This is a genomic window from Streptomyces sp. NPDC104307, assembly GCF_055584045.1.
In genome coordinates this window covers 159,077-180,467 of record NZ_JBVJMU010000013.1, presented here as the reverse complement: position 1 = coordinate 180,467, position 21,391 = coordinate 159,077, and the positions used below count along the sequence as shown (strand labels likewise).

The 21,391-nt window shown below is 72.5% G+C and carries 20 protein-coding genes; 18 read left to right on the top strand and 2 right to left on the bottom strand.

Going from position 1 to position 21,391, the window contains the following annotated elements; translation table 11 throughout:
• Positions 1-88 precede the first annotated feature (88 nt).
• From ACZ601_RS28160 to ACZ601_RS28150, 3 genes are all read left to right on the top strand, one after another.
• Positions 89-781: a 4'-phosphopantetheinyl transferase family protein gene (locus ACZ601_RS28160; protein ID WP_469543060.1), complete on the top strand. Its 693-nt coding sequence runs from the start codon at positions 89-91 to the stop codon at positions 779-781.
• 203 nt (positions 782-984) lie between these two features.
• Positions 985-1,986, top strand: coding sequence for a sensor histidine kinase (locus ACZ601_RS28155; protein ID WP_469543057.1), 1,002 nt, complete (start codon positions 985-987; stop codon positions 1,984-1,986).
• A complete protein-coding gene (locus tag ACZ601_RS28150; RefSeq protein WP_073737121.1) occupies positions 1,970-2,644 on the top strand; it encodes a response regulator in 675 nt (224 codons plus the stop codon). The genes ACZ601_RS28155 and ACZ601_RS28150 overlap by 17 nt, the downstream gene beginning before the upstream one ends.
• Positions 2,645-2,834: 190 nt before the next feature.
• Here ACZ601_RS28150 and pdxR read toward each other — a convergent pair whose 3' ends face one another.
• Complete coding sequence (gene pdxR, locus ACZ601_RS28145) at positions 2,835-4,235, bottom strand: MocR-like pyridoxine biosynthesis transcription factor PdxR (RefSeq protein ID WP_440573277.1); 1,401 nt, start codon at positions 4,233-4,235, stop codon at positions 2,835-2,837.
• Between the two features lie 116 nt (positions 4,236-4,351).
• Here pdxR and ACZ601_RS28140 point away from each other — a divergent pair, with 116 nt between their 5' ends.
• From ACZ601_RS28140 to ACZ601_RS28070, 15 genes are all read left to right on the top strand, one after another.
• Positions 4,352-5,683: a nucleotide sugar dehydrogenase gene (locus ACZ601_RS28140; protein WP_440573278.1), complete on the top strand. Its 1,332-nt coding sequence runs from the start codon at positions 4,352-4,354 to the stop codon at positions 5,681-5,683.
• A complete protein-coding gene (trpD, locus tag ACZ601_RS28135; RefSeq protein WP_469543053.1) occupies positions 5,683-6,762 on the top strand; it encodes an anthranilate phosphoribosyltransferase in 1,080 nt (359 codons plus the stop codon). Before ACZ601_RS28140 ends, trpD begins: the two co-directional genes overlap by 1 nt.
• Complete coding sequence (locus tag ACZ601_RS28130) at positions 6,762-7,559, top strand: indole-3-glycerol phosphate synthase TrpC (protein ID WP_440573280.1); 798 nt, start codon at positions 6,762-6,764, stop codon at positions 7,557-7,559. The genes trpD and ACZ601_RS28130 overlap by 1 nt, the downstream gene beginning before the upstream one ends.
• A complete protein-coding gene (trpB, locus tag ACZ601_RS28125; protein WP_469543050.1) occupies positions 7,556-8,743 on the top strand; it encodes a tryptophan synthase subunit beta in 1,188 nt (395 codons plus the stop codon). The genes ACZ601_RS28130 and trpB overlap by 4 nt, the downstream gene beginning before the upstream one ends.
• Positions 8,740-9,537, top strand: a complete 798-nt coding sequence (gene trpA, locus ACZ601_RS28120) for a tryptophan synthase subunit alpha (protein ID WP_469543047.1) — start codon at positions 8,740-8,742, stop codon at positions 9,535-9,537. The genes trpB and trpA overlap by 4 nt, the downstream gene beginning before the upstream one ends.
• Positions 9,534-10,706, top strand: a complete 1,173-nt coding sequence (locus tag ACZ601_RS28115) for a DegT/DnrJ/EryC1/StrS family aminotransferase (protein WP_469543044.1) — start codon at positions 9,534-9,536, stop codon at positions 10,704-10,706. The genes trpA and ACZ601_RS28115 overlap by 4 nt, the downstream gene beginning before the upstream one ends.
• The gene (locus ACZ601_RS28110) at positions 10,703-11,827 is read left to right on the top strand and encodes a DegT/DnrJ/EryC1/StrS family aminotransferase (RefSeq protein ID WP_469543041.1); all 1,125 of its coding nucleotides are present in this window, start codon (positions 10,703-10,705) and stop codon (positions 11,825-11,827) included. The genes ACZ601_RS28115 and ACZ601_RS28110 overlap by 4 nt, the downstream gene beginning before the upstream one ends.
• A 5-nt stretch (positions 11,828-11,832) precedes the next feature.
• Positions 11,833-12,762 carry a sugar phosphate isomerase/epimerase family protein gene (locus tag ACZ601_RS28105; RefSeq protein WP_469543039.1) on the top strand — a complete coding sequence of 310 codons (930 nt, stop codon included), beginning with the start codon at positions 11,833-11,835 and terminating at the stop codon, positions 12,760-12,762.
• Positions 12,755-14,062, top strand: a complete 1,308-nt coding sequence (locus ACZ601_RS28100) for a M20/M25/M40 family metallo-hydrolase (RefSeq protein WP_440573286.1) — start codon at positions 12,755-12,757, stop codon at positions 14,060-14,062. The genes ACZ601_RS28105 and ACZ601_RS28100 overlap by 8 nt, the downstream gene beginning before the upstream one ends.
• A 41-nt stretch (positions 14,063-14,103) precedes the next feature.
• Positions 14,104-15,219: an Ldh family oxidoreductase gene (locus ACZ601_RS28095; RefSeq protein ID WP_469543035.1), complete on the top strand. Its 1,116-nt coding sequence runs from the start codon at positions 14,104-14,106 to the stop codon at positions 15,217-15,219.
• A gap of 42 nt (positions 15,220-15,261) precedes the next feature.
• A complete protein-coding gene (locus ACZ601_RS28090) occupies positions 15,262-16,575 on the top strand; it encodes a Gfo/Idh/MocA family protein (RefSeq protein ID WP_469543032.1) in 1,314 nt (437 codons plus the stop codon).
• Positions 16,572-17,252, top strand: coding sequence for a phenylalanine--tRNA ligase beta subunit-related protein (locus tag ACZ601_RS28085; RefSeq protein ID WP_469543029.1), 681 nt, complete (start codon positions 16,572-16,574; stop codon positions 17,250-17,252). Before ACZ601_RS28090 ends, ACZ601_RS28085 begins: the two co-directional genes overlap by 4 nt.
• Positions 17,253-17,371: 119 nt before the next feature.
• Positions 17,372-18,865: an anthranilate synthase component I family protein gene (locus tag ACZ601_RS28080; protein WP_469543026.1), complete on the top strand. Its 1,494-nt coding sequence runs from the start codon at positions 17,372-17,374 to the stop codon at positions 18,863-18,865.
• Positions 18,862-19,461: an anthranilate synthase component II gene (locus ACZ601_RS28075; RefSeq protein WP_469543023.1), complete on the top strand. Its 600-nt coding sequence runs from the start codon at positions 18,862-18,864 to the stop codon at positions 19,459-19,461. The genes ACZ601_RS28080 and ACZ601_RS28075 overlap by 4 nt, the downstream gene beginning before the upstream one ends.
• A complete protein-coding gene (locus ACZ601_RS28070; RefSeq protein WP_328696526.1) occupies positions 19,431-20,096 on the top strand; it encodes a flavodoxin family protein in 666 nt (221 codons plus the stop codon). The genes ACZ601_RS28075 and ACZ601_RS28070 overlap by 31 nt, the downstream gene beginning before the upstream one ends.
• Before the next feature lie 22 nt (positions 20,097-20,118).
• On the opposite strand, the gene ACZ601_RS28065 is transcribed toward ACZ601_RS28070, so the two are convergent.
• Complete coding sequence (locus tag ACZ601_RS28065) at positions 20,119-21,390, bottom strand: amidohydrolase family protein (protein ID WP_469543019.1); 1,272 nt, start codon at positions 21,388-21,390, stop codon at positions 20,119-20,121.
• Position 21,391: the final 1 nt, after the last annotated feature.

Below are 21,391 nucleotides of genomic sequence, written 5' to 3'. Positions count from 1 at the left end.
GCACCCCGCTTCCCGTAACGGGCCGTTGGCAGCCCTGGTCCATTTCCGACCCCGGGAAGCCGTCATGCATACCCTTACGCCCCTGTCCTTGAGTCCGGCTAGCGCGGTCCTTGCGCCGGACGAGATCCATGTCTGGTCCGTCTCCCTGGACCGGGTCCCGCCCGATGGCGCGGACGCGGTCCTCGACCTGGCCGAACGCGCCCGTGCGGCGCGGATCCGGCACCCCCTGGCGCGGTGGCGCTACCGCCGCGCGCATCTCGCGCTGCGCGTCGTGCTCGCGGGATACCTCGGCGTCCCTCCGGACCTGCCGCGCTTCACCCGGCGCTGCCCCGAGCCGGAGGTGTGCGGTGACTGCGGCCGCGGCCGGCCGGTGCTCGTGGACGGGCCCTGGCCGGACCTCGGCTTCAGCCTGTCGCACTCCGGGGCGGCCGCCCTGGTGGGTGTGACGGGGCCGCCGGGTCCGGTCGGGGTGGACGTCGAGCGGGTCCGCCCGGTGTTCGACTGGCGGCGGGTGCCCGAGGTGGGAAAAAAGGACCGGATAACCGGATTCCGAATGTGGACGGCAATTGAAGCCGTGGGCAAAGCGGCTGGAACCGGACTCCGGACCTCGGTCTCCGTCGGCGAGCCGGGAACGGACGGGCTGCGTCACGCGCGCCGTTCGGGCGATCCGCTCGACTGGTACGTACACCCGGTGGACTGCCCCGATGGATACGTCGGATCCGTCGCCACGGCGATGCCCGGGGCCCAAGTAAGCGCATTCTCATGGCCGCCGGAAGACTGAGTCCGGGATGTGGGACGGGAGGAGCCGTGTTGACATGCCGTAACCGTACGATGATGATCCGAGGGTCGGTTTCTGGTGAGGGTGGGGGCTCTTTAATGATGCATTCAGGTTTTATTGAATCCGACACAGCCGAACAACTTCTGGCTCGGACTCCGGAATTACTGTCCGACTACCGGAGCCGGCTCGAAGAGATCAAAAGCCCCTTGGTCGCGAGCGACGGCGCCTGGCATACGTGCGCGCTGCAGGCCGAGCGGATCATCCGGGACTGCGCGGACAGCCTGGAGCACGGCCGGGCCGACGTGCGGGACACGCTGATCCAGCAGGTCGCGGGGCTGGGGGTGGAGCGCGCCACCCAGGGCATCGACGCCGTGCACTCCATCCGGGCCGGGCTGCTCCTGTTCGACATCGTCTTCGACGCGCTCGGCAAGGCCATGGTGAACTCGCCCTCCGCGTTCGACGGGTTCCAGGCCGGGGTGCGCACCCTGCAACGGGGCATCGGCAGACGGCTGGAGGCCGGCGCGCTGGGGCACGACACCTACCTGCTGAACACCGTGCGCGAGGTCAACGCCGCCACCCAGCGGCAGCTCGCCCGCGAGATCCACGACCACCTGGGCAACCACGTCAGCCTGGCCCTGCGCCGGATAGAGCTGCACGAACTGACCTGGGAGTCCAGACCCGAGGAGGTCGCCGCCCGGATCGGCTCCGTCAAGGACACCCTCACCGAATCGCTCGGGATCATCCGCGACCTGGTCACCCAGCTGCGCCGGGCCGACCGCGAGGGCACGCTGGAGTCGGCGTTCACCGCGTTCCTGGAGTCGATGGAGATCACCCCCTCCAAGGTGCGCATCCAGGTCAACGGCAGCGAGGAATGGGCCCCGCAGGACGTGCTCGACGAGGTGTTCCTCGTGGTGCGGGAGTGTCTGCGCAACTCACTGGCCCACGCGGAGGCCGAGCACGTGCTCGCGGCGATCGACATCGCCCCGTACAAACTGCAGGCCCTGATCGAGGACGACGGCCGGGGGTTCGACGTCTCGGCGGTCGCCGTCGCGGGCAAGGCCAACGGCATCGCCTCCGCCACCGAACGGGTCGAACTCCTCGGCGGAACAATCCTGTTCACCAGCGCCCCCGATGCCGTCGGCACCCGGGTCACGATCACGATCCCCCTGATGGACCTCCCAGGTGATTCCGTTGAACGCGCGACCTGAACTGATCCGCATCCTCGCGGCCGACGACCACACCCTGCTGCGCACCGCGCTGGCCGAACTGCTCAACGCGGAGGACGACCTCCAGGTCGTGGCAGAGGCGAGCAGCGGACGGGGTCTCGTCGAGCTGGTGGAGCGCCACCAGCCGCACGTGGTGCTGCTCGACGTGGAGATGCCGGACCATCACCCCAGGGCCGCCGTGCGCGGGCTCCTGGAGCGTTTTCCGAGCCTGCGCATCATCATCCTCACCATGTACGACGACCAGCCGCTCGTGCACGAACTGCTGCAGCTGGGCGCCCGGGGCTATCTGCACAAGAGCGTGTCGCGCGCGGCGCTGCTCAGCGCGGTGCGCAACGCGGCGCGGGAGGACGACCAGATCACCATCCTGGTGCCGCGCTCCGGCTATACCTCGGGCGGATACCAGACCCAGGAGCAGGACGCCGGGCCGGTGTCGCCGCGCGAGCGCGAGGTGCTGACGTGTGTAGCGGAGGCAATGAGCAACCGGCAGATCGCGGCCCGGCTCGGCATCACGGAAGGCACCGTCAAGCGCCATCTGCGCAATATCTTCGACAAGTTGGAAGCCGTCTCGCGCATCGACGCGGTGAACAAGGCGCTGGCCCAGAAGCTGATCGCCGCCCCGCGCGGCCGCTCGATGCGTTAGGGCCTGTCCGGCGGATCATGGCCGGGGTCACGGTGTCTGGCACGGCACCTCGCCGCGTTGCCGAAACGCCCCAATAGCTCCGCTATCGAGACGCTCCGGCGCCTTGCGATGCACCGCACCAGACACCGCGCCCTATCCGACCCTGATCCGCCGGACAGGCCCTAGCGGTGGCGGCGGGCCCTCGCGGCCCTCAGCCCCGGGCGGCCTCGCGGTAGGAGGCGCCGATCGCCTCGATGGCGTCCGAGATGCCGGTGAGCGGCAGCGAGCCGTACCCCAGGAGCAGGCCGGGCGCGCCGGGCATCCCGCTGAACCGGAACTGCCGGCCGCTGCGGACCAGCACCGAGCGGCGCTGGGCGCCGTGCACCACGGCCGCCTCGTCGGTGCCGGGGGGCAGTACGGCGTAGCTGTGCAGACCGGCCGCGCAGCCGATGAGCCGGGCCTCCGGCAGGGACTCGTGGACGGCCGCCGCCAGCGCCTCGCGGCGGGAGCGGTAGCGGGAGCGGACCCGGCGCAGGTGCCGGTCCAGCAGCCCGCTGCGCATCAGCTCGGCGAAGGCCAGCTGGGTGAGGGTGTCGGAGCCCTGGTCCTGGCGGGAGCGGACCCGTTCCATCAGCGGGTACAGCTTCGGGGGTATCGCCAGCCAGCCCAGCCGCAGGCCGGGGACCAGCACCTTGCTGGTGGTGCCCGCGTACACCACCCGCTCCGGGTCGCCCTCCTGGAGCGCGGTGGGCCTGGCGCCCCGGTCGAACCAGAACTCGCCGTCGTAGTCGTCCTCGATGATCCAGCCGTCCCGTGCCCGCGCCCAGGCCAGGAGCTGTTGCCGGCGCTCCGGCGACATCATCACCCCGGTCGGGAACTGGTGCGCGGGGGTGACCAGGACCGCGCGGGCGCCCGAGCGGTCCAGCGCCTCGACGATCAGTCCCTCCTCGTCCACCGGCACCCCCACCGGGGTTATCCCGGTGTCCAGGATGAACCGGCGCTGCCCGTTGTGCCCCGGCTCCTCGATGGCCAGTTCATGGATGCCGAGCCGCTGGAAGGAGTCGGCCAGCAGCGCGAGGCCCTGGGCGAAGCCCGCGGTGACCATCACCTGCCCCGGCTCCGTGTGCACCGAGCGAACCCGGCCCAGATAGGCGGAGAGTTCATTGCGCAACTCCGCGATTCCGGCGACCGGCGGGTAGTCCATGCCTTCCCGGCCGACATTCTGGAGCACCTTCGTATAGGAGTTGAGCCACTCCTGGCGCGGGAAATTCGACAGGTTCGCGATGCCTACCCGCAGGTCCCAGCGGGCACTTGTCGCCGGACGGGAATCCAGCAGCGAGGTGTCGCCCGCGCTCTCCGGCAGCTTCCGGGCCACGTGGGTGCCGGAGCCGCGGACCGCGTCGAGGTATCCCTCGGCGATCAGCTGCTCGTAGGCCTCGACCACCACACTGCGCGAAAGCCCCAGGTCCAGGGCGAGTTGACGGCTCGAAGGCAACCGTGATCCGGGGTGCAGCACCCGGTCCTCGACCCGGCTCTTGATGGCGTTCTGGAGCTGTGCGGTGAGCGGTACAGCCGAGTCTCGGTCCACTTGGACCGACAGGTACCAGGCCATCTGGTCTGCTCCGTCTCCCCCGCAGTGGTCTGGGTGGTCCCCCCGGCCCACTGGCCTAATTGATCACGCCAACGGCCTTTATTTATAGCACTCAGAGGGAGAATCCCATGGTTGCAATGACTGGCGTAATCGCTCCCGCGATTCACGGGCGGGACGGCGCACAGGTCTTCGACGAGAAGATCGAGAGCCGTACCCTGCGCGTGGGAATCGTCGGACTCGGCTACACCGGTCTCCCGCTCGGTCTCGGTTTCGCCACGGCGGGCCTTCCGGTCCGCGGGCTGGACACGGACGCCGAGCGGGTCGACCGGGTGGCGCGCGGCAGTTCCTATCTGCCGGATGTGAGCGACGCCGAACTGGCTTCGGTGAGCCAGCAGTTGAGCGCCACCACCGAACCGGGCGAGCTGGCCGGCTCGGACGTGCTGATTGTCTGCGTGCCGACCCCGGTCACCGGAGACCAGCAGGCCAACCTGGATTACGTCAACTCCGCGATGGACTCGGTGGCGCCGCTGCTGCGCCGGGGGACGCTGCTGATCCTCCAGTCCACCGTCCCGCCGGGCACCACCGCCGCCGCAGCGGCCGCCCTCGCGGACGCCACAGGCCTGGAGCCGGGCACCGACTTCCACATGGCGATGGCCCCGGAGCGGGTCGACCCCGCCAACACCAACGGCTGGAACCTCACCAACACCCCCAAGGTGGTGGGCGGTCTCACCGAGGAGTGCACCCGCCGCGCCGCCGCCCTGTTCTCGCTGGTCTGCGAGACGGTGGTGCCGGTCTCGCGCACCGAGGTCGCGGAGCTCTCCAAGGTCTTCGAGAACACCTTCCGACTGGTCAACATCAGCCTCACGCTTGAGCTTTCCGACCTCTGCCGCCAGCTGGACATACCGGTCCGCGAGGTGATCGACGCCGCCTCCACCAAGCCCTACGGGTTCCTCCCGCACTACCCCGGGCCCGGCGTGGGCGGCGAGTGCATCCCGGTCGACCCGCTGTTCCTGCGCGAGGCCGCCGACCGCCTCGGCACCGACATGAAGCTGGTGGCCGCCGCCTTCGAGCGGGTCGAGAAGCGGCCCGGCCAGGTCGTGGAGCGGCTGGCGGAGCTGATCGGGGCCCGCGGCTCCGCGCTGAGCGGCGCCAAGGTCCTTGTCGTCGGGGTCAGTTACAAGTCCGGCGTCGCGGACCTGCGCAACGCCCCCGCCCTGGACGTCATCCGCGGTCTGCGCGCCGCCGGGGCCACCGTCTCCTACTACGACCCGCTGGTCCCGGACCTCGTCGTGGACGGGGAGCCGGTCACCGCCGCCGAGTGGGCCGTCACGGAGCTGGCGCAGCTGGACGCCGCGGTCATGGTCACCGCCGTCCCCGGGCTGGAGCAGGACCTGCTGTGGGGCATCCCGCCGGTCGTCCTGGACACCCACAACAAGCTTGAGGCGGCCCGCAATGTGGCGGTGCTCTGATGGCGGCCACCCTGCTCGGCGGCCGTGCGCTCCCGGCCGTCACCAGGGACGCGGTCGCGGGCCGGACGGTCTCCGCGCAGGCGGCCGGGGACGCGGCCCGGGAGCTGCTGGACGAGACGACGGACGAGGTGGAGGCCGCCGCCTTCCTGACCGCCGTCGCGGTGGGCGGGGCCACCCCGGTCCTGGTGGCGGCAACGGTGCGGGCGGTGCTCGCGGTGGCCAGGCCGGTCGGCTGGACGGGCCCGGCGGTCGATGTGGTCGGCACCGGTGGTGACGGCAGCGGCTCGGTCAACATCTCCACGCTGGCCGCGCTGGTCGCGGCCTCCGCCGGGGCGACCGTCGCCAAGGCCGGCAACCGGGCGGCGACCTCGCAGTGCGGGAGCGCCGACCTGCTGGAGGCCCTGGGCATCGAGCTCGACGCAGGGGAGCGCATCGGGGAGCTGCTGGCCGGACACCGGTTCGCGTTCCTCTTCTCCCCGGCGCTCCACCCGGCGCTGCGCCGGCTGGCCCCGGTCCGCCGCCGGCTCGGCTTCCGCACCCTGTTCAACCTGTCGGGCCCGCTCGCCAACCCCGTACCCCTGACCGGCCGGCTCATCGGCACCGCGACCCGGCAGGACCAGGAGGTCATGGCGCAGGCCGCGGCACTCCTCGGCTACCGGCGGACCTGGGTCATCCAGGGCTACGACGGAATGGACGAACTGACCACCTCCGGCCCCGCACGGGTGCTCCAGGTGGACGGCGGCGACGTCACCGAGTCCACCGTGGACCCGGCCGGGCTGCCGCTGCGCCCTGCGGGCCGCGCCGAACTGGCGGGCGGCGGCCCGGCACACAACGCGGACCTCGCCCGCCAGGTCCTGGCCGGCACGGCGCCCCGCCCGCTGATCGACACGGTGCTGCTGAACGCGGCGGCCGTGCTCCACCTCGCCGGACAGGCACCAGACCTGCCGTCCGCGCTCGACCTCGCCCGCCACGCCGTACAGCGCGGAGCACCGGCCGAACTGGCCGCCCGGCTCGCCGCGCAGCCCACTTCGGCAGGGCCCGCCGGCCCCGCCACCACGATCACCCGGGAGAGCCTCTGATGGCCACGCACCTCGACGAGATAGTCGCCGCCAAACGCGCCGCCTGGAGCGGCCCGGCGGCAGCCGACGCGGCGGCCCGGGGCCGCCGGACGGCCGCCGTACCCGGCCGGTTCGCCGCCGCGCTGAGCGGTCCCGAGGTCTCGGTCATCGCCGAGATCAAGCCGAAGTCCCCCTCCAAGGGGCAGCTGCTCGACCCCGCGCAGGCGGTCCCCACCGCCAGGAAGTACATCGACGGAGGCGCCTCGGCCATCTCCGTACTCGGTGACACGCCCTTCTTCGGCGGCTCGCCGGAGCTGGTCCGTACCGTCGCGGAGCACCCGGACGTCACCGTCCCGGTCCTGTTCAAGGACTTCATGGTCGACATCCGGCAGATGCGGCTGGCCCACGACAGCGGCGCCGACGGCGTCCTGATCATCGCCCGCGCCGTCGGTGACGCCCTGCTGACCGACCTGGTGCAGACCGCCCACGGCCTCGGCCTCGACGCACTGGTGGAGACCTTCACCCAGGACGAGGTGGACCGGGCGCTGCTCTCCGGGGCCCGCATCATCGGCATCAACAACCGGGACCTGCAGACCTTCTCGGTGGACCTGGACAACTCGGCCAGGCTGCGCCGCGACATCCCGCGCGGCGTACTGACCGTCAGCGAGAGCGGCCTCGGCGGCCGCCCCGACATCGAACGCATCGCGGCGCACGGCTTCGACGCCGCGCTGATCGGTGAATCCCTGCTCAGCAGCCCCGACCCCGCCGCCCAGCTGCGGTCCTTCACCGGGGTCCCGATTCTGGAGGTGGCCTCGTGAACGGCCGATTCGGTGAGTACGGCGGACAGTTCGTCGCGGAGACCCTGGTGGGCCCGCTCCAGGAACTGGAGGAGGAGTACCACAAGGCCCTGGTCGACCCGGAGTTCAACGCGGAGCTCGACCGGCTGCTCAAGATGTTCGTCGGACGGCCCACCCCGATCACCGAGCTGCACCGGCTCGGCGTCACCGAGAACGGCGTCAAGCTGTGGCTCAAGCGGGAGGACCTGACGCACACCGGCGCCCACAAGATCAACAACTCGGTCGGGCAGGCGCTGCTCGCCCGCCGCCTGGGCAGGAAGCAGATCATCGCGGAGACCGGCGCGGGCCAGCACGGCGTCGCCGTGGCCGCCGCCTGCGCCTACCTCGGCCTTGAGGCCACCATCTACATGGGCCGGGTCGACGCGGAGCGGCAGGCACCCAACGTGCAGCGGATGGAGCTGCTCGGCGCCCGCGTCGAGCTGGTCGACCTCGGCACGGCGACCCTCAAGGACGCCATCAACGCGGCGATCCGCGAGTGGATCGCCCGCCCCGACACCACGCACTACCTGCTCGGCTCGGTCGTCGGCCCGCACCCCTTCCCGACCATCGTGCGCAACTTCCAGTCGGTCATCGGCCGCGAGGCCCGCGCCCAGTTCCTGGCGGAGAACGACCGGCTGCCCGACGCGGTCGTCGCCTGCGTCGGCGGCGGCTCCAACGCGGCCGGGATGTTCAGCGCCTTCCTGGACGACCCGGTCCGGCTCGTCGGCGTACAGGCGGCGGGCGAGGGCAAGGGCGGCGAGGGCGGGCACGCGGCTCCGCTGCTCTACGGCGACCCCGGCGTCCTCCAGGGCACCCGCACCTACCTGCTCCAGGACGACGACGGGCAGATCCAGCTCACCCACTCCATCGCGCCCGGCCTCGACTACGCGGGCGTCGGCCCCGAGCACTCGCACTACAAGGACACCGGCAAGGTCGAGTACATCTCCGCCTCCGACAACGAGGCGCTGGACGCGTTCGCCGCGCTCAGCTCGCAGGAGGGCATCCTCCCCGCCCTGGAGTCCGCGCACGCGGTGGCCGGCGCCCTGAAGGTGGCCCGCGAGTCCGCACCCGGCAGCACCATCCTCGTCAACCTCTCCGGCCGCGGCGACAAGGACCTCACCTCCGCCATGGCCGCCCTGAAGCAGCGTGAGGAGACCACCCGATGAAACGCCTCGAACAGACCTTCACCGACAACCGGGCCAAGGACGAGACCACCCTCGTCGCCTACCTCACCTCCGGCTACCCGCACCTCGGCGAGACCGTCGGCCTGATCTCCGCCGCGGTGGACGCGGGCGCCGACGTGATCGAGCTCGGGGTCCCGTTCTCCGACCCGCTCGGCGACGGCCCGGTCATCCAGGCCACCGGACAGGCCGCCCTGGACACCGGCACCACCACCGCCGCCACCCTCGACGTGGTCGCGGAGGCGCGGGCCGCCGGGGTGGAGGCGCCGATCGTGCTGATGGGGTACTGCAACCCGTTCCTGCGCTACGGGCTGACCCAGCTGTACGACGACGCCAGGTCGGCCGGTGCCGACGGATTCGTCGTCCCGGACCTGCCGGTCGGTGAGGGCGCCGAGTGGCTGGCGCAGGCCGAGGCCACCGAGCTCGGCCAGACCTTCTTCACCGCCCCCGGCAGCTCGCCGGAGCGGATGGCGGCCTCCGCCGCCGCCTCCCGTGGCTTCCTCTACGTCCTCGCGGCGAACGGCGTCACCGGGGTCCGCTCCGAGCTCGACCCCGGCATCGACGCCTACCTGGAGCGGGTGCGGGCGGCCGGGGACACCCCGATGGCCGTCGGGTTCGGCATCTCACGGCCGGAACACGTCGCCTCCCTGCACGGCAAGACGGACGGCGTGATCGTGGGCAGCGCGCTGCTCCAGGCGATCGGCGCGGCCACGGACGCGGCCGGCCGCCGCCAGGCCGTCACCGGGCTGATCTCCTCCCTGAAGGCGGCCACCCGATGAGCGACGCCACCGCCGCCCCCCTCGCCGTCCCCTTCTTCAGCGGCGCCGCCTCCGTCCGCCGCGACTGGCCCCGCCTTGAGGCCCGCATCCGCGAGGTCGCCGCCTCCGGCCGGTTCACCTCGGGCCCGGTCACCGCCGAACTGGAGGCGGCCATCGCCGCCCGCACCGGCGCCCGGCACGCGGTGGCCGTCGCCAACGGGACCGACGCCCTGGTGATCCTGCTCCGGGCGGCGGGCATCGGCCCCGGCGACGAGGTCATCGTCCCCGCGTACACCTTCTTCGCGACCGCCTCCGCCGTCCTGCACGTGGGCGCCCAGCCGGTGTTGGTGGACGTGCTGCCCGGCAGCTACGCCATGGACCCGAGGCGCGCCGAGGCCGCGATCACCGAGCGGACCAGGGCGATCATGCCGGTCCACCTGTTCTCGCAGATGGCCGACATGGAGGTGCTCAAGGACCTGGCGGACCGGCACGGACTGATCCTGCTGGAGGACAGCGCCGAGGGCATCGACATGTGGGCCGGCGGGGTGCACGCGGGCCTGTGGGGCAGCGGTGGCGTCCTCTCCTTCTTCCCCACCAAGACGCTGGGGTCGCTCGGCGACGCGGGGATGCTGCTCACCGACGACGACGAGATCGCCGCCGCCGCCCGGCGGCTGCGCCTGCACGGCCAGGGCACGGACGGCGCGTACGCCACGGACGGCGCGTACGTCTACCAGGAGCTCGGCTACAACAGCCGCTGCGACGAACTGCACGCGGCGTTCCTGCTGCACCGCCTGGAGCGCCTCAGCGAGGAGACGGAGCGGCGCGCCGAACTCGCCGCCCGCTACGACCGGCTGCTGGCGCCGCTGGCCGGCACCGTGGAGACCCCCTGGATGGCGCCCGCCAAGACCCCGAGCAACCAGGTCTACTACGTCTACCTCATCGAGTGCGACCGCCGGGACGAGCTGGCCGCCCACCTCGAAGCGAACGGCGTCGGCACCGAGGCGTACTACCCCCGCCCGCTCACGGACCAGCCGCTGCTGGCCCCGCTGCCGGGCTCCCGCCACCCCGTCCCGGTCGCGGCCGCCGCCGCGAACCGGGCCCTGGGGCTGCCGATGTACCCCGACCTCACCGACGAGCAGGCCGACCGCGTCGCCGCCCTGATCCTCGCCTTCTACGGAGCCGCCTCGTGACCACTGCCATCCCCTACTTCGACTGGCCCGCCCGCTCGGCCGACTGGGCCGACGACATCGTGGAGGTCTTCCGAGAGGTCGCGGAGAGCGACGAGTTCATCCTGAAGTCCCGCGTCGAGCGCCTGGAGTCGGAGATCGCCGCGCGCACCGGGGCCGCCCACGCCATCGCGGTGGCCAGCGGCACCGGCGCGCTCAGCGTGATCCTGGCCGCGCTCGGCCTCGGGGACGGCGACGAGGTGGTCACCCCCGCGTTCTCCTTCGTCTCCACCGCCTCCACCGTCGCCCTGCGCGCCGCCCGCCCGGTCTTCGCGGACGTCGAGTACGAGACCGGACTGCTCGACCCGGCCGCCGCAGAGGCCGCCGTCACCGCACGCACCAGGGCGCTGCTCCCGGCCTACCTGTTCTCGAACTCCCCGAAGATGGGCGCCTTCGCGGAACTCGCCGCCCGGCGCGGACTGCACCTGATCGAGGACAGCGCGATCGCACTCGGCGCCACGGTCGACGGCCGGCCCGCAGGCCGGCACGGGCACGCCGGGGTGTACTCCTTCTTCCCGGCCAAGCCCGCAGGCGGCATCGGGGACGCCGGGATGATCGTCACCGACGACGACGAACTCGCCCGCACCGCACGCATGCTGCGCAACCACGGCCAGCCCGCCGGCAAGCGCTTCTACCACGAGCTGCTCGGCTTCAACTGCCGGATGGACGAGCTCACCGCCGGCTTCCTGCTCCGCAAACTCCCCCACCTGGACCGGCTGCTGGAACGCCGCCGCGAGATCGCCGCGATCTACGAGGAGGGGCTGCGCCCGCTCGGCCCGGCCCTGCTGCCGCCGCCCGCCGGATCCGAGGAGCGCTCCGTCTACACGTACGTCGTACGCGCCCAGCAGCGCGACGAGCTCCGTGACCAGCTGGCGCGGGAGGGCATCGAGACCGCCGTCTACTACCCGCGCCCCCTCCACCTCCAGCCCGCGTTCGCGTATCTCGGCCACGGGCCCGGTGACTTCCCCGTCGCCGAGCAGCTGTCCCGGGAGTCGCTCGCGCTGCCGCTGCACCCGGACATGGCGCCGGGCGCGGCCGAGCGGGTCGTGGCCGCCGTCAACCGCTTCTGCACCGCGGGGAGGTGAACGGGATGCGGGTAGCGAAGGACCTGGTCATCACGGCGGACCGGCTGTGCGGGATCGGGGACGAGGCCGCCCCCGACCTGGCGGGGCAGCTGGCCATCCACCACGAACTGGGCATGGAAGCGATCGAGTTGCGCACCGTCGACGGACTCGGCCTGCACGAGCTGGAGCCGGGGGACGCCGCCGACCTGGCCAGGCGCACCATCGTCGCCGGTCTGCGGGTGCCCGTCGTCGACACCCCGGTGGGCTCCTGGTCCACCACTGTCGCCACCCCCATGGACGACGAACTGGCGGCCCTGGAGCGCTCCGCCAAGGTGGCCGCGCTGCTCGGCAGCGACCGGCTGCGGGTCATGTCGTACCCCAACGACGGCCGCCCCGAGCGCGAATGGCGCACCGAGTCGCTGCGCCGGATGAAGACGCTGGCCCGGGAGGCCGAACAGCTCGGCGTGACCCTGCTGCACGAGAACTGCCAGGGCTGGGGCGGGCAGAGCGCCGCGCACACGGTGCGGATGCTGGAGGAGGTCGCGAGCCCCCGGCTGCGGCTGGTGTTCGACACCGGCAACGGCCTCGCTTACGGCTACGACTCGCTCGACTTCCTGCGCGGCGTGCTGCCGTGGGTGGAGCACGTGCACATCAAGGACGGCGTCCGCACCGGCCCGGACGCCGAGTTCACGATGCCCGGCGAGGGCACCGCCCACGTCGCGGAGTGCGTGGCCCTGTTGGAGCGCCACGGCTACCGGGGCTTCTACAGCCTGGAACCCCACCTGGCCCGCATCCCGCACCTCGGTCTGGCCGGTGACCCGGCCGCACTGGCCGACGGCTACCGGGAGTACACCCGGCGCTGCACCGCGCTGCTCGGCATCGACACCACGGACAGCCGCGCGTTCATCGAATCCACGGACAGCCCCATGTACTGGGAGGGCAGCCACCATGGCTGAGACGGCCCGCACGACCCGCACCCACGGCGGCCTCGGCGCCGGTGACCTGGAGTGGCTGACCGAGCTGATGGCCGTCGACTCGGTCTCGCCGCTGGAGGGCGGCCCCATGGACGGGGCGGCCCGCGCACAGCGGGTCTTCCTGGCCGGTGCCGCCGAGCGCGGATTCCGCACCGCACTGCACCGGGCACCCGCGCCCGGACTCCTGGAGCGCCCCGAGGTGCCGGCGCCGGTCCGGGAGGCGGCCGCCCGCGACCTGCCCGCGTTCCTGGCCGGGCAGCCCTCGGTGGTCGTCGCCCACGGGGCGCCGCAGCCGCAGGAGCGCCGCCTGGTCGTCAACTTCCACGTGGACACGGTCGGCCCGCACGTCCCGCCCCGGCTGGACGGGCGGATCCTGTACGGCCGGGGCGCCGTCGACGACAAGGGCCCGGGGGTCGCCGCCGCGGCCGGGGTCGCCGCCGCCTTCGCGGAGGACCCGGGCCTCGACGGCCGGATCGAGGTCCAGATCGCCTCCGTGCCCGGCGAGGAGGGCGGCGCGATGGGCACGTACGGCACCCGCGCCCTGGTCGACGCCGGGTTCACCGGGCGACTGATGGTGTTCGCGGAGCCCACCGGCAACACCTTCATGGACGGCTGCACCGCCGCGATGACCCCCAGGATCACGGTGGACGGCCAGGACTCCACCGACGACCACCCCGCGGACGGCCACAACGCCACCGTGCTGCTGGGCTTCCTCGCGGACTTCCTCGCCCGCCGGCTCGGCCCGCTCGCCCACGGCATGGGAGCCAAGCTCTGCGTCTCCGGACTGCACACCGGCACCGCGCACAACCGGGTCTACGGAGGCGGGCAGTTGCTGCTCAACATCGCCTACCCGACGACCGAGCAGGCCGAACTGCTCGCCGCCTCACTCGAAGTGCTGATCGAGGAGGCCAGGACCGAGTTCGCGCATCTGCACGCCCATGACCCGTTCAGCCGCCGCACGGTCAAGGACTGGCGCCGCATCGTCCGCCTGGACTGGCTGAAGCAGGGCCTGCCCACCCTGAACAACCGGGACGCGGACGCCGAACTCGTCCTGAACCAGGCCGGGTTCCACCGGCACGACGGACTGGCCGACGGCTCCGCGTTCACCTGTGACGCGATCTGGGCGCCGGGCCCCGGCCGCTACGTGGTGGCCTGCGGACCGGGCCGGCTCGACGCCAACGGGGCTCACACCGCAGACGAGTTCGTGCACCTGGACGACCTGGACACCTACGCCCGGCGGATCAAGGAGCTGGTGCACGCCTTCGCCGCCCACGCCGCCTGACCCACCCCCCTCAACCCCTCCGAACCCGCAAAGGAACTGCCATGACCGTCCGTGTCCCCCTCGCCGAGCTCACCACCTTCGTCAACGACGTCCTCACGGAGTGCGGACTGGACACCGAGTCGGCGCGCACCGCCGCCGACGTCATCACGTACGCCGACGCGAACGGCTTCACCACCCACGGCACCAACGGGCTCGTGAACATCTACGCGCCCCGGCTGCTCGACGGCCGGATAGCCGCCGACGCGACACCGCGCGTCGTCCAGGAGACCGCCGGGGCCGCCCTGCTCGACGGAGACCGGGGGCTCGGCCTCGTCACCATGGACCTGGCCATGGACATCGCCATGGCCAAGGCGCGGCAGACCGGCATCGGCATGGTCGCCGTCCGCAACAGCACCCACTTCGGCAGCGCCGGCTACTACACGCAGAAGGCGGCGGCCGCCGGGCTGATCGGCCTGGCGATGACGAACTGCGGCGCCCAGGGCGTCGCCCCGCCGCTGGGCGGCACCGTGCGGATGCTCGGCACCAACCCGCTGAGCGCGGCCGTGCCGGTGACCGAGGGCGCGCCGTTCGTCCTCGACATGAGCACCACGGTGGTCGCCACCGGAAAGATCAAGGCCGCCCACCGGGAGGGGCGGCAGGTCCCGCAGGAGTGGCTGATCCGGCACGACGGCACCCCGACCTCCGACCCGGCCGACTTCATGGCGGAGGAGGCGGACGTGGCCTGGCTCGGCGGGCCCGCCTCGACCGGCGGCGCCAAGGGCTTCGGCCTCGCCCTGCTGGTGGACCTGTTGTGCGGCCCGCTGTCCGGCGCCGCCTACGGCCCCCGGCCCGGCGTGCTGAAGGGCGAGCCGGCCGGCGACGACAACGTGGGCCACACCGCGATCGTGATCGACCCCTCGGCGTTCGGCTCGGCGCACGCCATCGCCGCGGAGAACCGCCGCCTGCTCGACACGGTCGTGAACTCCCCGGCCGCCGGATACGCGACGCGGGGCGTCACCTACCCGGGAGCCCCCGAGGCCGCGCGGTACGAGCAGTCGCGGCGCGAGGGCGTCGAGCTGCCGGGACCGGTGGCCGACGGACTGGTCGCGCTCGCGGACCAGCTGTCCGTGGCGGCGCCCGACGCGCTGGCCGTCCGGGCCCTCGCGCCCGCCGCCTGAGCCCCCCTCCAACGACCCGGGAAACGGAAAGGACCGAACGTCATGCGTATCGGAGTGATCGGCCTGGGCGTCATCGCCCCCTTCTTCCTTCAGGCCATCGAGGACGATCCGGAGCTGCGGCTGACCGCCGTCTGCGATCTGGACCGCCGGAAACTGGACGGATTCGCCCCGGGGACCGAGGTCTTCGCCGACCACCGCGAACTCCTCGCATCCGGACTGGTGGACGGCGTGGTCGTCACCCTGCCCAACCACGCGCACGCCCCGGTCGTGGCCGACGCGCTGCGGGCCGGTGTGCACGTCTGCTGCGAGAAGCCGCTGACCGTCCGCGCCGAGGACGCCCACCACCTGGTGCGGCTGGCCGAGGAGCACGCCACCACCCTGTTCACCGCCTTCCACCGCCGCTACAACACCCATGTACAGGAACTGGCCGCCCAGTTGGCCGACCGTTCGCAGATCTCGCACGTCACCAGCCGCTACCAGGAGAAGATCGAGGAGCACAGCGGCAGCGAGGGCTGGTACCAGGACCTCGACCGCTGCGGCGGGGGCTGCGTCATCGACAACGGACCCAACGCGCTGGACGCCCTGGAGACCGTCCTCGGCCCGCTCACCCTGACGGACGCCACGATCGGGGACGTCCGCTCCGGCGTCGAGTTCTGCGCCGAACTCCACCTCGCCACCGCCGACTCCATCCCCGTCCTGGTCGACCTGGACTGGGCGCTGGAGACCGGTGAGCGCAAGGACATCACCGTGCACCTCAAGGACGGCCGGCAGCTGTACGCCGACATGCTGGACGGATTCCAGGCGTTCAAGTCCTCCCTCGACCACGAGTACGCCGGGATCATGGCCGACTTCCACCGCACGGTCCGCGACGGCCGCGACGGGCCGGACCGGGGCCCGCACATCGTCGACCTGGTCGAGGAGGCGTACGCCATCGGCCGCACCCGGGAGGATCGGCTGCGGATGACCGCCAAGGAGCCGGTACCGGCCCATCTGGTGAAGCTGCTGTTCCACCGGCGCACCGACCGGGGCATGCGGCTGTCGCCCTGGCAGTCGCGCTGCGTGCGTGCCGGGGACGTACACGAACTGGTCACCACCACCGACCGGCCCACCACCACCGGGGACCGGGTCGACCACGTGGGGTTCCTGGGCTTCGCGGAGTTCGGGGCGGGCACGGTGGTCGAGCGGGGCGACGTGGTGACGGGCCCGCACGGGCCGATCGGACGGGTGGCCGGATTTGACGAGTGCCACGCGCCGAACCACTACAACATTCTCATCGACACCGAACGCGTCCTCACGGCGGAGGACTTGAACCTGCATACCCTGGACACCCTCACCTTCTCCGGAGGAACCCGATGACCGCCACCGCACAGGGCACCCCCACCTTCCGCAGGGTCGACGTGACGCCGGAGGCCCGCGAGCGGGTGCCCGGGGTGCACGTACTGACCCTGGAGGCGGACATTGGCGTCACCGGCCCGGCAGCGGCGGAGGCGGTCTGGACCGAGGCCCACGACCGGTGGAACGGCAAGAGCCGCGCCGAGGTGCGCGCGGCCCCCCACGTCGCCGCCTACCGGGAGCTGAGCCGGCTGCTCGGCACCCACCCCGACAAGCGCCCGCCCTCTGTCCAGGCCCTGGTCGACCGGGGGCTGCGGGCCAAGCCGCTCGGCGCCTGGCCCCGGATCAACCCGGCCGTCGACGCGGTCAACGCGGTGGCGGTCCGCACCCTGGTCGCGCTCGGCCTGTTCGACCGGGACGCGCTCGTGGGCGAGGTGGGGCTGCGGCTGACCGACGGTACGGAGGAGTTCACCGCACTCGGCGCGGACGGCCCGGTGACGCTGGAGGCCGGCGGGCTGGTCCTCGCCGACGAGGAGCGCGTGCTGTCGCAGTTCGCGCACCGCGACGGCGTGCACCAGGCGGTGACCGGTGCCACCCGCCGGGTGCTGCTGCTGGCCTGCGCGGTCCCCGGCGTCAGCGAGGACAGCTGCCGGGACGCGCTGCTGGAGGCCGCCGCGCTGCTGCGCGGGACGGTGGACTGAGGACCGGCGGCGAGTGGTCCGCCGCCACCCCGGGTCAGTGGACTGCTCCGCCGGTACGCGCAGTTGGTTGGCTGGTGCCAAGCCACCGCCGCCCGCGTACCGGAAAGAGACCGCCCACGATGACCATCACCGCAGTCGAGCCCGCCGCAGCACCGCCCGGGGCGCACCCCGCACCCGTGCGGGTGAGCGTGGCGCGGACCCCGCTGCCGCCGCACGCACCGCTCGCCCTGGCCACCGAGCTGCGCCGGCTGCTCGGTGAGGACCAGGTCTTCCTCTTCGAGAGCCTGGCAGGGCCCGAGGAGGACTGCCGCTTCGCGGCCGTCGGCGCCGAGGCGCTCGCCCGGATCACCGTGCGGGACGGACAGGCCGTGCTGGACGGGGCGCCGGAACTGGTGGACCGGCTGCGCCCCCTGGTGGACCGCGCCGCAGGGAACGTCCAGCGGCTGGTGGAGACCCTGCACGGGGCCTTCGCCGTGGAGACCGACGTACCGCCCGACAGCTACGCCTTCGGCTTCCTCACCGTGCTCGGTTACGAGGCCGCCTGGCACCTGGAGCAGCTGCCGCCGCTCGGACCCGGGCAGTACCCGGAGATCACCCTCACCCTCTTCCGGCACGTCGTCAGCTACCGCTTGGACACCGGCGAGAGTCATCAACTGCACGCACGGGCGCCTGAGTTCGGTGGGTCCGGTGTGCTCGGCGACGGTCTCGCGGCGCTGGTACGGGCCCTGCCGGACGGCGCGGAAACCCCGCCGCCGGACGCGCCCCGGCCGTACGCGGTCCGCCGCACCGTCCACCGCGAGGAGTTCGCGGAGCGGGTGGAGCGCTGCCTGGAACACATCAGGGCGGGCGACGTCTACCAGATCCAGATCGGCCACCGCGTCGAGGTGACGACGCCCCTGGCCCCCCTCGACGCCTACCGGCGGCTGCGCCGGAGCAACCCCTCGCCGTACATGTACCTGGTGCCGTGGGCGGGCCGCACCCTGGTCGGTGCCAGCCCCGAACTGCTGCTGCGGATCGAGGGCCGCACCCTGGCCATGCGCCCCATCGCCGGCACCACCGCGCGGGCCGCGGACCCCGCGGAGGACGCCCGCCGGGTGGCCGCGCTGCACGCCGACGAGAAGGAACGCGCCGAGCACATCATGCTCGTCGACCTGTGCCGCAACGACGTCGCCAGGGTCTCCGTACCGGGCACCCTCGCCGTCGAACGGATGATGGTGGTCGAGCACTTCGCCCAGGTGCACCACCTCGTTTCCACGGTGAGCGGCCAACTGGCCCCCGACGCCGACGTGTTCTCCGCACTGCGCGCCACCTTCCCGGCCGGCACCATGACCGGGGCGCCCAAGGTCCGGGCCATGGAGCTGATCCAGGAGATCGAGGGCCGGCCACGCGGCGCCTACGCGGGCGCGCTGGGCCTGATCGACGTACGCGGACAGGCGGCGACGCTCGCCCTGTGCATCCGTACCGCCGTCCACGACCCCGCCACCGGCAGCTACGCGCTCCAGGCGTCCGCCGGGGTGGTCGCGGACTCCACGGCCGACGGCGAATGGCGCGAGACGCTGATCAAGATGAGCGCCGTGTACGCCGCCCTGACCGGCGAGGTGCTCACCGCATGAGAATCCTGCTCGTCGACGCACGCGACAGTTTCGTCCACATCATCGACCACTACCTGCGGCAGCTCGGCGTCCGCACCGACCTCGTCACCGCCCACGCGCACACCCCGGCCGAGCTCGCCGCCCGCCGCCCGGACGCGGTGGTCCTCGGCCCCGGCCCCGGACACCCCGCCGACTCCGGCCACCCGGAGCTGGTGCGCCACTTCGCGGGCAAGGTCCCGCTGCTCGGGATCTGCCTGGGCCACCAGGCCATCGGGCTCGCCTTCGGCGGCCGGATCGAGCGCGCCGCGCGCACCGTGCACGGCAAGACCAGCCGCCTCGACCACGACGGCTCCGGGGTCTTCGCCGGACTCGCGGACGGCACCGAGGTCACCCGCTACCACTCACTGGCCGTCGCGGACCCGCCGCCCGCCGCGCTCACCGTGACCGCGCGGGCCCGGGAGGACGGCTGTGTGATGGGACTGAGCCACCGCGAACTACCCGTCCAGGGAGTGCAGTTCCACCCCGAGAGCATCACCACACAGACCGGACAGGCGTTCCTCACCAACTTCCTCGAAGGGATACAGCCATGGCAGACCACGGTCCCTGGGCGTCGATAGCCGCCCTGAACGGCTCCGAGCGGCCCGACGGCCTCACCGGACGCGTCCTGCGCATGCTGGCCGCACAGGCCGCGGAGCACGGCGTGCACCTCGATGTGATCCCGCTCGCCGAGTACGACATCACGCCCTGCGGGCCCTGCGGCGACTGCAACATACGGCCGCTGCCCTGCGCCCAGGACGACGACGTCCCGGCCCTGGTGGACCGGATGATCCGGGCCGACGGAGTGCTGTACGCGGCGCCCGTCCACGGCTTCGGACTGGCCGGTGTGATGCAGAACTTCATCGAGCGCGCCGGGGTCGGACACCTGCGCTTCGACCGCCCGCTCGCCAACAAGGTGGCCGGGGTCGTGGTCACCGGACGCCGCTACAGCCACGACCGGGTCTACGGGCAGCTCATCGACAACGTCCTGCTCAACCGGATGATCGTGCCGGGCAGCGGCTTCCCCGCCTTCGTCCAGGACCAGTTCGCACCGGGCGAGGACGAGGAGGGCCTGGCGGCGGCGCGCGGGCTGATGGACCGCATGATCGACCTGCTGCGCATCCTGCTCCTCCCGCACGCCGGCCGGGGCGACACCGCCCGGCTGCTGTCGCTGCCCCGCAACGAGAGGACCGGGCTGCTCAGCCCCACGGGGTGAACAGCCCGGCTCCTACGGGGAATCAGGACACAGGAGGCGCCACCGGACCCGCCACGTGTTCCCCGCCGATCAGCACGGACCGCAGCGACTCCTTGTCCTGGAGCACCGTCAGGTCGGCCGCCGGGTCACGGTCCCGGACCACCAGGTCCGCGAGGCGGCCCGGTGCCACCACTCCGGCGTCCGCGCCCCGCCCGGCCAGCTCCGCGCCGTGGGCGCAGGCCCACTTGATGACGGTCTCCGGTGCGATGCCGGCCCGCTCGACGTACATCACCAGCTCGTCCGCGTACGTGCCGTGCGGGGTCCAGGCGAAACCGAAGTCGTCACCCGGCACGATCTTCAGGCCGAGCTCCTCCGCCCGGGGCAGGAAGCGCAGGGTGTTCTCGATCTCGTCCTTGAAGTCCAGGGACTCCAGGTAGTCCGGGGCCTTGCCGAACCGTTCGCCCAGGGCGAGCAGCCGGTCGGGCTGGAACAGGCTCGGCACCACGAACACGCCCCGCTCCGCGATCTCGTCGAGCGCCCGGTCGTCCGCGTAGGTGGCGTGGTCGATGACGTCGACCCCGGCGGCCAGCGCGTTGCGGATGCCGGCCAGCCCGCGGGAATGGGCCCGTACCCGGGCGCCGCGCCGGTGCGCGGTCTCCACCACCGTGGTCAACTCCTCACGGGTGAAGAGCAGTTCCTCGGAGCGGGCGTTGGGGAAGGTGTCGTCGCCGGACGAGAACACCTTGATGATCTCGGCGCCCTCGTCGATCTCCTCCTCGGTGTACTTCACCAGGTCCCCGAGGACGTCCACCACCGGCATCAGCTCCCGGGGCATCCGCTCCTTGAGCTCGGGCGAGCGCCGTCCCGGCGGGCCCGACACCATCAGGTCGCGGCTGCACGGGGTGATGCGCGGGCCCCGGATGGCGCCGGCCGCGATGGCGTTCTTCAGCGCCATGTCGATCCCGGCGACCGAACCAGCCCCGACGAACGCGGTGTACCCGCAGGTCAGCAGGTCCGCCGCATGCCGGGCGGCGTGCATCGCGACCTCCGGCACCCGGTACTTGAACAGGGTCTCGCGGCCGTTGGTGACATTGACGTACGCGATGTGGGTGTGGCCCAGCGTCATGCCGGGCAGCACGGTGGCGCCGGCCAGGTCCCAGCGGACGAAGTCGCCCTCCTCGGGCGCCTGTCCGGCGGGCAGGACGGCCTCGATCCGCTCGCCGTCCAGCAGTACGGAGCGGGCGGGCAGCGAGGCGCGGCCCAGGCCCTCCTGGACGGTGACGTCGTGCAGCAGCAGTCGGCGGTCAGTCGTCATG